Origin of the sequence: Musicola paradisiaca NCPPB 2511 (assembly GCF_000400505.1) — a bacterium.
In the GTDB taxonomy this organism is placed as follows: Bacteria; Pseudomonadota; Gammaproteobacteria; order Enterobacterales; family Enterobacteriaceae; genus Musicola; species Musicola paradisiaca.
Genome location: NZ_CM001857.1, coordinates 603,768 through 615,984, shown reverse-complemented (window position 1 = coordinate 615,984; position 12,217 = coordinate 603,768). Strand labels below are relative to the sequence as shown.

The following is a 12,217-nucleotide window of genomic DNA, read 5'->3' as shown; positions in this document are numbered from 1 at the left end:
TTTACACCCTAGCCGGATGATGACGTGAGGCGCGTAAGATTACTTCAACCGAACGGTTTTGACGCCATCGGCCGTTCCGACCAGCGCCACATCAGCGCCTCGGTTGGCAAACAGCCCGACAGTCACCACGCCAGCAATACCATTGATGCGATTCTCCATAGCCACCGCATCGGATAAATCAAAGTCATGCACGTCCAGGATAATGTTGCCGTTATCCGTCAACACGCCGTCACGGTACACCGGGCGACCGCCCAGTTTAGTCAGCTCGCGGGTGACATAAGTGCGAGCCATTGGAATGACTTCCACCGGCAACGGGAACTTACCCAGCACCTCAACCTGCTTTGAGGCATCCACTATGCACACAAATTGACGGGAAATGGCTGCGACAATTTTCTCGCGCGTCAACGCCGCACCGCCGCCTTTGATCATCTGCATGTGGGAATTAATTTCATCGGCGCCATCGACGTAAACATCCAGCGCATCGACATCATTACAATCAAAGACCGGGATACCCAGACTTTTCAGTTTGGCAGTCGACGCATCAGAGCTGGATACAGCGCCTTTAATCTGATCCTTGATCGTACCCAATGCGTCAATAAAGTGTGCGGCGGTAGACCCCGTACCTACGCCAACAACCGTCCCGGGCCGGACATAATCCAGTGCGGCCCAACCAACGGCCTTTTTCAGTTCATCCTGCGTCATGGTGTATGCCTGTTATTACGACGAAAACGTGTGCGCATTATAAGGCATGATGGGGGCAAAGGGAGGAATTTGTCCGGCATTCGGCATACAAACCCCCACCGTAGCCGAGCTTCAACATGATTTTTTTTCGGCGATTGCCCTGAGAAATGTGGCATAGTGCCAGAATCGTTTTTTTCAGAGGATTCTTCAACTTCATGAAACGCCCGGACTATCGCACCCTTCAGGCGCTGGACGCCGTAATCCGTGAGCGTGGTTTTGAACGCGCTGCTCAAAAACTCTGCATTACCCAATCCGCGGTTTCGCAGCGCATCAAACAGTTGGAAAACCTTTTCGGTCAGCCCCTGCTCGTCAGAACGATTCCCCCTCGTCCCACAGAACAAGGGCAGAAGCTGCTGGCTCTGCTGCATCAGGTCGAACTACTGGAAGAAGAATGGCTGGGTAATGAAAACGGTAACGAAACGCCATTATTACTCTCTTTGGCGGTGAACGCCGACAGTCTGGCGACCTGGCTGCTGCCAGCATTGCAACCGGTGCTGGCGGACTCGCCGATACGCCTTAATCTGCAGGTGGAAGACGAAACCCGTACCCAGGAACGCCTGCGCCGCGGCGAGGTAGTTGGCGCCGTCAGTATTCAATCGCAGCCGCTGCCCAGCTGTCTGGTAGACAAGTTGGGGGCGCTGGATTATCTGTTTGTGGCATCCCCGGAATTCGCGAACCGCTATTTTCCCAATGGCGTGACCCGCTCCGCACTGCTGCGGGCTCCCGCCGTCGCTTTCGATCATCTTGACGACATGCATCAAGCATTCTTGCAACAAAACTTCGAACTGCCGCCCGGCAGCGTTCCTTGCCACATCGTTAACTCATCCGAAGCCTTTGTACAACTGGCTCGGCAAGGTACGACCTGCTGTATGATCCCGCATCTGCAGATAGAAAAAGAGCTGGCAAGCAGCGACCTGATCGATTTGACGCCCGGTCTGTTCCAGCGCCGGATGCTGTACTGGCATCGCTTCGCGCCGGAAAGCCGTATGATGAGGAAAGTGACGGATGCTTTGTTGACCCACGGGCATCAGGTGCTTCGCCAGTCTTAGCAGACCGGCTCCAACCCCGTAGCGATGGCGCTGCTCATCTGTTAGCGCGCGTTGAATCAGCGATTTCGTTGCAATTCAAATACCACATCGACCTGATCGTCGAAATGGATCGCTTGCTGCTGGTAGGTTTGCGCGACATCGTTCTGCGCCAACGCCTCGGAGGCTTTCAGCATACGCGCGACCGGCATCGGCTGATAATTTGAAACATGGTAGCGAATGCTATAAATCGGCCCCAGAGTTGTATTAAAGCTAGCTGCCAGTGACTGGGCCTGATGAGTCGCCTGTTCTATCGCTTTTTTGCGCGCTTGCTCACGGTAAGTATCCGGATTGGATACCCCAAAATCCACCATGCGGATTTCATTCAGACCAGCCTTCAACGCGCCATCCAACAATGCGTCCAATTTGTCTAACTGGCGTAATGTCACTTCCACTTGCCGAACCGCACGATATCCCTTCAATACCGAACCGCCGTTTTTCTGATAATCGTACTCTGGCCGGGTATTCAGGTTGGCGGCATTGATATCCGGCTTATCAACGCCATTCCGAACCAGAAAATCAACATACTGCGCCACTCGGTTATCGACCTGCTTCTTGGCATCGACCGCGTCTTTTGACGAGACACTCACTTCAATGACCAGACGGGCGAGATCCGGAAGAGCCTCTACGCTTGCCGTCCCGGAGGTGACGACATGAGGGCCATTCGGCAATTCATTATTGGCCAGCGCCGAGGAGGCCAAAACACAACTCCCCAGCAAGGTAGCCATGGTCAGATTTTTCAGTTTCACGCGATCCCCTTTATCTCTGCGCCATCATCGCCATCAGATAGATACGGCGATGAAACCGTACCGGACACCTTAACGAAAGGCTGTCCTTTCTCAATATAGGAGAAGTTCCGAATCTGACCGGGCCAATCAACGATCTCACAGATGTTGCCAACCATCTCGCGCCAGCTGCAACGCCATACTCCACATGACTGCGCCGACGAAAAGATTGATAACCCGCTGACAGCGGACGGAACGCAGCCAGGGCGCAAGCCACGAAGCCAAAACCGCCAACCCGAAGAACCATACAAACGACGCCGTTACCGAGCCCAACGCGAACCAGCTTCGCTCGCCGGTGTCCAACCTGCCGCCCAGACTGCCCAACACCACGAAAGTATCCAGATACACATGCGGGTTAAGCCAGGTGACAGCAAGCAGCGTCAGCATAATGCGCCAGCGGCTTTCACGGCTGATTTTCGCATCATTCAGTTGGATATCACGCTGGCATGCAATCCGTATGGCACCCCAGCCATACCACAGCAGAAATGCTACGCCGCCCCAAGTGACCAGCATCATCAACAACACCGACTGCGTCAGCAACGCGCTACCGCCGAACACGCCAGCACAAATCAACGCCATATCGCTTAATGAACATATCAACGCAATGGTCAGATGGTAATGGCGACGGATTCCCTGGTTCATCACAAACATATTTTGCGGCCCTAGCGGCAAAATCATCGCAGCCCCCAGAAAGAAACCTTGCCAATAAATCATCGTCATTTCCTACATATCCCCAACCAGCTCAATCATGTCGGCAGTGTATGAGGTGTGCATCATTAACGGAAATGGGAAATATTAATCTGTCATTAGCATGATTAATAATAAAATGGCCCGACGATCGTCGGGCCGAAACCGAATTCATCGCATGCGCGGCAGCAGTTACAGCGTTGGAATATCCCGCGATGCCTGCGGCACTGCGGTATTCTGGTGCAGGTGCACATCCAACTGGGGGTATGGGATACCGATTTTATGTTGATCCAACGCCCGTTTGAAATTCTCCAGTAAATCCCAGTATACCGGCATGGCATCTCCATTGGTGGTCCAGACTCGCACCACAAAATTAAGTGATGACGGCGCCATTTCGTTCAGACGAATAATGACCTCCTTCTCATGCTGGATGCGCTTATCTGCGGCGACGATATCACCAAGCACCGTTTTCACCACATCGATATCCGCGTCATAGGCCACGCCGACGATGATCTCCGTCCGACGATCCGGCTCACGGGAACTGTTGATGATATTGCCCGCAATCACTTTGCCATTCGGCACCACGATGATTTTGCCGTCGGCGGTACGCAAGGTTGTCGAGAAGATCTGGACTTGAATCACGGTACCGGCAATGCCCCCCAGATCGACGGCTTCACCGCTACGAAACGGCCTAAAGATCACCAGCAACACCCCAGCCGCAAAATTTGACAACGAACCCTGCAATGCCAGGCCGACTGCCAGACCGGCAGCACCTAAAACAGCAATGACCGAGGTGGTTTGCACGCCAATGCGACTTAACGCAGCAATCAGGGTGAACGCGATAATACCGTAACGCACCAATGCGGAAAGGAAATCAGCCACCGTAGCGTCGATATGTCGCGCCGTCATCAAACGATTAAGCGTATTGGCGACAATACGCGCGACGATCAACCCAACAATAAGAATGATAAAAGCCGCGACGATATTCACGGCGTACTGTAGTAAAAGGCTCTGGTTATCCACCAGCCAGTGCTGCAGGCGATTGACACTTTCAGTTACGTTCAGGTCTTCCATATTATTCTCCTGTCTTTGAAAAAACTCAGGTTGTGTATAGACGAACCCATCATCCAGGCCGGTATGCGGCGGATAAAAATAAGGCTCCCGCAGGGGAGCCTTGAATGCATCTCTGGCGTGTTATTACAGAACGTCGACAGCGTTCAGCTCGTTAAACGCTTTTTCCAGACGGGCTACCATGCTGGCCTGACCAGCACGCAGCCATACGCGCGGATCATAGTATTTCTTGTTCGGCTTGTCGTCCCCTTCCGGGTTGCCCAGCTGGCCCTGCAGATAACCTTCGTTTTTCTTGTAGTAGTTCAGAATACCTTCCCAGGTTGCCCACTGAGTATCGGTATCAATGTTCATCTTCACCACGCCGTAGCTGACTGCCTCGGCAATTTCTTCCGCCGTAGAACCAGAACCACCGTGGAAAACGAAGTCCAGACTATTGTGCGGCAGGTTGAATTTTTTGGAGACAAACTCCTGGGAGTTACGCAGGATTTTCGGCGTCAACTGTACGTTGCCCGGCTTGTACACGCCATGCACGTTGCCGAAGGAAGCGGCGATGGTGAAACGAGGGCTGATGGCGTTCAGTTTTTCATACGCATAAGCCACGTCTTCCGGCTGGGTATACAGCGCAGAGTTATCCAGATGGCTGTTATCCACGCCATCTTCTTCCCCGCCGGTGCAACCCAGTTCGATTTCCAGCGTCATGTCCAGCTTCGCCATGCGGGCCAGATATTTGCTGCAGATCTCGATGTTTTCTTCCAGAGACTCTTCAGACAGGTCGATCATGTGGGAAGAGAACAACGGTTTGCCGGTAGCTGCGTAGTGCTTCTCGCCCGCATCCAGCAGGCCGTCGAGCCACGGCAGCAGTTTTTTCGCGCAATGGTCGGTGTGCAGAATCACCGGAATGCCATAGTGTTCGGCCATCTGATGAACATGGTGAGCGCCAGAAATCGCACCCAAAATAGCCGCCTGCTGGCCTTCGGCTTTCAGACCTTTGCCCGCGGTAAACGCAGCGCCGCCGTTGGAGAACTGAACGATGACCGGCGCACGTACTTTGGCTGCGGCTTCCAGTACTGCATTGATGGAATCAGTACCGACGCAGTTAACTGCCGGCAGTGCAAACTTGTTTTCTTTGGCAATTGCGAAAACTTTCTGCACGTCATCACCGGTGATGACGCCAGGTTTTACGAAATCAAAGATTTTAGACATGTTACGTGTCCTGTTTCGTTGGCCGTGGAGGGTTAAAGACTCGATGGTTACATTAACGGCGGCCCGATACTCCAGTCAGGCCGCCAGGGACGAAAGCACACTCTCGTCCCGACGTCGATTACTGCCGTGCACGCTCTTCCAGCATGACGACCGCAGGCAGTTTCTTGCCTTCGACAAACTCCAGGAAGGCGCCACCGCCCGTGGAGATGTAGGAGATCTTGTCGGCAATGCCGAACAGATCAATCGCCGCCAGTGTGTCGCCGCCGCCGGCGATGGAGAAAGCGTCACTGTCGGCGATAGCCTGGGCGATGATTTCCGTTCCTTTACGGAAGTTCGGGAATTCAAATACGCCGACCGGGCCGTTCCACAAAATGGTTTTGGCATTTTTCAGGATATCGGCCAGACGCTCGGCGGACACATCGCCCAGATCCAGAATCTGCTCGTCATCTTTAATTGCGGTCACGGATTTCAGCGTCGCGGTTGCAGTTTCGGAAAACTCGGTCGCAACACGCACGTCGCTCGGAACCGGAATATCACAGGTTTCCAGCAGTTTTTTCGCTTCAGGAATCAGTTCCGCTTCGTACAGGGATTTACCCACGTTGTGCCCCTGGGCGGCAACGAAAGTATTGGCAATGCCGCCGCCGACAATCAGCTGGTCAGCGATCCTGGACAACGAATCCAGAACGGTCAGTTTGGTGGATACTTTGGAACCGCCGACGATGGCAACCATCGGACGAGCCGGATTGCTCAGCGCTTTGCCCAGCGCTTCCAGTTCATCGAACAACAGCGGGCCGGCACAGGCGATCGGCGCAAATTTGCCCACGCCGTGCGTGGACGCCTGGGCACGGTGAGCCGTACCGAACGCATCCATCACGAATACATCGCACAATGCGGCATATTTTTTGGACAGTGCTTCGTCGTCTTTCTTCTCGCCTTTGTTGAAACGAACGTTTTCCAGTACGACCAGTTCGCCTTCGGCGACATCAACGCCGTCCAGGTAATCTTTGGCCAGACGTACCGGAGAAGACAGGTGATCCTTCAGGTAATTCACCACCGGCAGCAGGGAGAACTCTTCGTTGTATTCGCCTTCGGTCGGGCGCCCCAGGTGAGACGTCACCATTACGCGAGCCCCCTGTTTCAGGGCGATTTCAATGGTCGGCAATGATGCACGGATACGTGCGTCAGACGTCACTTTGCCATCTTTAACCGGCACGTTCAGATCCGCACGGATCAACACACGTTTGCCAGCCAGATCCAGATCGGTCATCTTAATTACAGCCATGGTGAATCCTCTTGTTGATTCTCTTCAAAGTTGCTTGAACGAGATACCGGCGCACCGGTACCGACTATCAGAAACCGCAGGCCGCCATTGCCTGTGTTGTGTCCAACATCCGGTTGGCAAAGCCCCATTCGTTATCACACCAGACCAGCGTTTTAACCAGATGCTGGCCGCTGACCCGGGTTTGCGTGCCATCCACAATCGCGCTATGGGGATCGTGGTTAAAATCCGCGGAAACCAGCGGTAATTCGGTATAGTCAACTATACCACGAAATGCATCCTGCGCTGACTGACGGAAAAGTGTATTGATTTCATTCACGTTTACCGCTTTTTTCACGCTAACGCTCAAGTCGATGGCCGTCACGTTAATGGTCGGCACCCGCACGGAAATGGCCTCGAAACGGTCAGCAAACTTCGGAAAAAATCGCGTAATCCCCACCGCCAGCTTGGTATCCACCGGAATGATGGACTGGCTTGCCGCCCGGGTACGGCGCAAATCATGATGATAGGCATCAATTACCGGTTGATCGTTCATGGAGGCATGAATCGTCGTAACAGTACCGCTTTCTATATCAAACGAGTCATCCAACAGCTTGATGATCGGTATGATGCAATTGGTGGTACAGGAAGCGTTGGACACCAGACGATGCGTCGATAGCAAATCGGCATGGTTAACGCCGTATACGACGGTGGCATCCAAATCCGGCGCTCCTGGATGTGAAAACAGCACTTTTTTAGCACCGGCGGCCAAATGGGCCTCGCCGTCCGCCCGACTGCCGTATACACCACTGCAATCCAGCACCACATCGACACCCAACTCTTTCCAGGGCAACGCATGAATATCCGCCTGATGTAACAAACGGATCGTATCGTCGCCGACCGACAACCGATCGCACTCCTGACGTACATCCCATGAGAAACGACCGTGGCTGCTGTCATATTTAAGCAGATGGGCAATACCTTCGGCGCTGGCCAGCTCATTGATCGCCACCACCGCCATTTCGGCCCGCCGACCGGACTCGTACAATGCCCGCAGTACGCTGCGGCCAATGCGGCCAAAACCGTTTATCGCAATACGGATTGCCATGAAAATCCCTGTGTAATGATAAAAGCGTGCGCGTAATAGGATAATCAGTACGTCGTCAGGAATAAACCGCTTGTTATATGCCAGTCCCCCCGATCTGCAGCCTCGAAAAATGCCGTCAGAACGATAACTGAAACGCTTCAGCTAGAATAAACAAAATACAAACCAAAAGGAATACGCCGGGGAAACGGATGCCAGAACAGTGACTCACATCAAAAAATTACCGCACGCTTTGCTGCCCTATCTCGGTGCAGATCAACAAAGGCCGGGATATTCCCGGCCTTTGGACAATCTCAGCGCTGATGCACTTATTTCAACAACGCTTTCGCCTTAGCGACCACGTTATCGGTGGTAAAACCGAACGCTTCGAACAGTTTCTCCGCAGGTGCGGATTCGCCGAAGCGTTCCATGCCAACGATGGCGCCGTTCAAGCCGACATACTTGTACCAGAAATCAGCGATGCTGGCTTCGATCGCCACACGGGCGCTTACCGAAGACGGCAACACCGCTTCGCGGTAAGCAGAAGTCTGCTTATCGAAAGCATCGGTGGACGGCATGGAAACCACGCGAGCCTTGATGCCTTCGTCCGTCAGTGTCTGCCAGGCGGAAACCGCCAGTTTGACTTCGGAACCGGTCGCGATCAGGATCACATCTGGTTGACCGTTGCTGTCTTTCAACACGTATGCGCCTTTTACGACATCCGCCAGTTGCTGAGCGGTACGCTCCTGTTGAGCCAGATTCTGACGAGACAGAATCAGCGCCGTCGGGCCGTCTTTACGCTCGATGGCATACTTCCAGGCCACCGCGGTTTCTACCTGATCCGCCGGACGCCAGGTACTCATGTTCGGCGTAACACGCAGGCTGGCCAACTGTTCAACCGGCTGATGGGTCGGGCCGTCTTCGCCCAACCCGATAGAGTCATGGGTGTAGACATAAATGCTGCGAACCTTCATCAGCGCCGCCATACGCACAGCGTTGCGGGCATATTCCACGAACATCAGGAAGGTCGCGGTATAAGGTACAAAACCGCCGTGCAACGCGATACCGTTGGCAATCGCTGTCATGCCGAACTCACGCACGCCGTAGTGGATATAGTTGCCCGCCGGGTCTTCATTCAGCGCTTTAGAGCCAGACCAGATAGTCAGGTTGCTGGGCGCCAGATCGGCAGAGCCGCCCAAGAATTCCGGCAGCAATTTGCCATAAGCTTCCAGCGCGTTCTGAGAGGCTTTACGGCTGGCGATCTTGGCGGCATTGGCCTGCAGCTGTTCAATCACCTTCGTGGATTCCTGCTGCCAGTTGGCAGGCAGTTCACCGCTGCTGCGACGAGTAAACTCCGCCGCCAATTCCGGGTAGGCGCTGGCGTAAGCGTTGAATGCCTGCTGCCAGGCGGCTTCTTTGCGCTTACCGGCTTCGCGGGCGTCCCACGCGGCATAGATTTCCGCCGGGATTTCAAACGGATCGTATTTCCAGCCCAGTTGTTCGCGGGTGGCGGCCACTTCGGCATCACCCAGCGGCGCGCCGTGCGAGTCGTGAGTACCGGCCTTGTTCGGAGAACCAAAACCGATAACGGTTTTGCACATCAACAGGGACGGTTTATCCGTCACACGCTGAGCCTGTGCAATGGCCTGATGAATAGCGTCGGCGTCGTGGCCGTCAATGCCGCGAATAACCTGCCAACCATAGGATTCGAAGCGGGCGGCGGTATCATCGGTGAACCAGCCGTCAACATGACCATCGATGGAAATACCGTTGTCATCGTAGAACGCGATCAGTTTGCCCAGTTTCAACGTGCCGGCCAGCGAACACACTTCATGGGAGATCCCTTCCATCATGCAGCCGTCGCCCAGAAAGGCATAAGTATGGTGATCGACGATGTCATGGCCCGGACGGTTAAACTGCGCGGCCAGCGTGCGTTCGGCGATAGCCATACCGACCGCGTTGGCGATCCCCTGCCCCAACGGCCCGGTGGTGGTTTCTACGCCCGGCGTATAACCCACTTCCGGGTGTCCCGGCGTTCTGGAATGGAGTTGACGGAAATTTTTCAGCTCTTCAATCGGCAGATCATACCCCGTCAAATGCAACAGACTGTAGATCAGCATGGAGGCGTGACCATTGGACAGGACAAAGCGGTCGCGGTTGACCCAGCTCGGATTGCCCGGGTTATGGTTGAGGTAATCACGCCACAAAACCTCGGCGATATCGGCCATACCCATCGGTGCGCCCGGATGACCAGATTTGGCCTTCTGCACACCATCCATACTTAACGCGCGGATGGCATTGGCAAGTTCTTTACGAGAGGACATGTTTGACTCCAGATCGGATTGAACAATTGCCTTGACGAACATAAGACATATTAATCAATACGTTATATCGAAAAGACAAAGAAAGGATACGCACAAATGTACATGAAAACCCGTCTGATTGCACATGGAACAACGGGCAGAAAAGCAGGATTCACTGGCTAACCTGTGAACACACACGCAATACCAGATTTTTCTATTATTTCACGGCTCTCCCGGCGTCTCCCTGAACAGAACGGGGAGCGGTTATTCGTTAAAGCGGAACATGTCGTGCAGCCGCACGGGCGCGATCTCCAGGAAGCAAGCCCTCACCCTGGCTGGCGCGGCCAGATTCAACGCCGTTCCCATTCGGGCTATCAACTTGCCATGTGGGCAGGCAACGCCCGACATACCCGCATATCGGATATTCGCGTCGATTTACTCGTTATGTTTGCACGGCAAAACCGGGCATGCGCTGCCGTGATCTCTTCAGCTACGGCAATAGTGCCGACGGAGATGGAGTCTTAAACGAAAGGCGTTACGCGAAGTCCCGCAACAATACAGGACTTCGTCTACTGTTTACGGCCGGAAAGAGTGAACCCGCACAGCTCGGCATCACTCATCGACGGCGTTATGAGTGCCCGTTCCCGGTATGGTCGTGATTACGATGTTTGGTCACAAAACCGAGCAGGAAACACATAACGAAAACAACAAAATAGAGACCATTGGCCGTCACCAGCGCGGCATGGACATTAAACGCGCTCACGATAGGCCCGGTCACGATAAACGTCAGCATCGTGCCGACGGTGCCGCAGGTCAGGATGAAGTTCACCAGCTTCGGCGAAGGCATTCGGGTCTGCTGCGATCCCAGAGTAATCAACGTGGTGTAGATGGCGCTGGAAATGAATCCGAGGAAAAGAATGAAATATTTCAACAGTTCCGGATTGCCGCTGGAAACAAACAGGTACATCGACGCCGTCGCCAGCAACGCCAATACCGTCACAACACGTTGCAGATCAAAGAATTTGAGCACATAACTGAACACCCACATGCCGATCATATAGGCTGTCCAGAAACTGCCAACCAGGCCGCCCGCATCGCCGAGGCTCATACCGAACGTTTTGGTCACATATTCCGGCACCCATTGGATAAACGCCAATTGGCCGAGAATGTAGCAGAGCGCGGCGATAGACAGCACCAGCACGTTGGCGCCCCATTTCTCCTGCGCCGTTTGGGTCTCTTTACGGGTGGTGTCGGCCGCACCGATGGACGGAAACTCGGACGGCAGCGTCAGCACCAGAATCACCACATACAGCAGCCCGATACAGGCATAAACCCAGTACCAGCCGAAATGACGAGATAACAAAGCCGCGGCCAGAATCGGAAACAGAGTGCCGGCCATACTGAAGAATGAATCGGTAAACAACAGACGCGCGCCACGCTGCCGGCCTTCATACAATTGAGTAATCAGGAACGTACCGATCGACATGGTAATGCCGCTGACCACGCCCAGCGTAAACATGCATACAGAGAAAATAGTCAGCGTATCCGCCAGAAATAGACCGACAATCGATAACAGGATGAGAATAAAACCGAAAATAAGCTGTTTCTTCAGAGAGAAAACGTCCATTAACCACACGTTCAGGAAAATGGAAATCAGAATACCGGCGTTCAGAAAAGTAAACGTATTACTCATGCTGGTGATAGGCACATTAAAATACTGGGCGATATCCCCCATCACCATGCCGGTCACAATAACCAGCGCCCCGGTCAGGGCATATGAAAAACAACTGGTAAAAAAAAGTCGCTGACGATTCAAATCAACCATGAATTATTCCTATGACCACCATTGCGGCCCATAACACCCTGTGAATTGATACATACCCTCAATCATTCGCGTTGCAGGAAGGCGGCAGGTATACCCATCCCGATGAGCTTACTCCAGTCAGTCATGCGGGTGAGCAAACGCCATCAATGCATCGGCAACGTGAATAATGACGGGT

Annotated in this window: 10 protein-coding genes; 1 reads left to right on the top strand and 9 read right to left on the bottom strand. The window is 53.7% G+C overall.

Features of this window, described 5'->3' with window-relative positions; genetic code table 11:
* Nucleotides 1–39 precede the first annotated feature (39 nt).
* Nucleotides 40–702, bottom strand: coding sequence for a ribose-5-phosphate isomerase RpiA (gene rpiA / locus DPA2511_RS02905; RefSeq protein ID WP_012764190.1), 663 nt, complete (start codon nucleotides 700–702; stop codon nucleotides 40–42).
* 194 nt (nucleotides 703–896) lie between these two features.
* Between rpiA and DPA2511_RS02900 the strand changes: the two genes are divergently transcribed.
* Nucleotides 897–1,790, top strand: a complete 894-nt coding sequence (locus DPA2511_RS02900) for a LysR family transcriptional regulator ArgP (protein ID WP_012764189.1) — start codon at nucleotides 897–899, stop codon at nucleotides 1,788–1,790.
* 56 nt (nucleotides 1,791–1,846) lie between these two features.
* On the opposite strand, the gene DPA2511_RS02895 is transcribed toward DPA2511_RS02900, so the two are convergent.
* The 8 genes from DPA2511_RS02895 to tsgA all read right to left on the bottom strand — a co-directional run bounded on the left by DPA2511_RS02895 (nucleotide 1,847) and on the right by tsgA (nucleotide 12,042).
* On the bottom strand, nucleotides 1,847–2,575 hold the full coding sequence (locus DPA2511_RS02895) for an oxidative stress defense protein (RefSeq protein ID WP_012764188.1): 729 nt from the start codon (nucleotides 2,573–2,575) through the stop codon (nucleotides 1,847–1,849).
* Nucleotides 2,576–2,710: 135 nt separating this feature from the next.
* Nucleotides 2,711–3,331 carry an arginine exporter ArgO gene (argO, locus tag DPA2511_RS02890; protein WP_023638128.1) on the bottom strand — a complete coding sequence of 207 codons (621 nt, stop codon included), beginning with the start codon at nucleotides 3,329–3,331 and terminating at the stop codon, nucleotides 2,711–2,713.
* Between the two features lie 159 nt (nucleotides 3,332–3,490).
* Complete coding sequence (gene mscS / locus DPA2511_RS02885) at nucleotides 3,491–4,372, bottom strand: small-conductance mechanosensitive channel MscS (protein WP_012764186.1); 882 nt, start codon at nucleotides 4,370–4,372, stop codon at nucleotides 3,491–3,493.
* A gap of 123 nt (nucleotides 4,373–4,495) precedes the next feature.
* Nucleotides 4,496–5,572 (bottom strand): class II fructose-bisphosphate aldolase, encoded by a 1,077-nt coding sequence (fbaA, locus tag DPA2511_RS02880; protein ID WP_012764185.1) that lies wholly within the window; start codon nucleotides 5,570–5,572, stop codon nucleotides 4,496–4,498.
* 118 nt (nucleotides 5,573–5,690) lie between these two features.
* Nucleotides 5,691–6,854, bottom strand: coding sequence for a phosphoglycerate kinase (gene pgk / locus DPA2511_RS02875; RefSeq protein WP_012764184.1), 1,164 nt, complete (start codon nucleotides 6,852–6,854; stop codon nucleotides 5,691–5,693).
* A gap of 67 nt (nucleotides 6,855–6,921) precedes the next feature.
* Nucleotides 6,922–7,938, bottom strand: coding sequence for an erythrose-4-phosphate dehydrogenase (gene epd, locus DPA2511_RS02870; RefSeq protein WP_012764183.1), 1,017 nt, complete (start codon nucleotides 7,936–7,938; stop codon nucleotides 6,922–6,924).
* A gap of 305 nt (nucleotides 7,939–8,243) precedes the next feature.
* A complete protein-coding gene (gene tkt, locus DPA2511_RS02865; protein ID WP_012764182.1) occupies nucleotides 8,244–10,238 on the bottom strand; it encodes a transketolase in 1,995 nt (664 codons plus the stop codon).
* A 607-nt stretch (nucleotides 10,239–10,845) separates the two neighbouring features.
* Nucleotides 10,846–12,042 (bottom strand): MFS transporter TsgA, encoded by a 1,197-nt coding sequence (gene tsgA / locus DPA2511_RS02860; protein ID WP_012764181.1) that lies wholly within the window; start codon nucleotides 12,040–12,042, stop codon nucleotides 10,846–10,848.
* Nucleotides 12,043–12,217 lie beyond the last annotated feature (175 nt).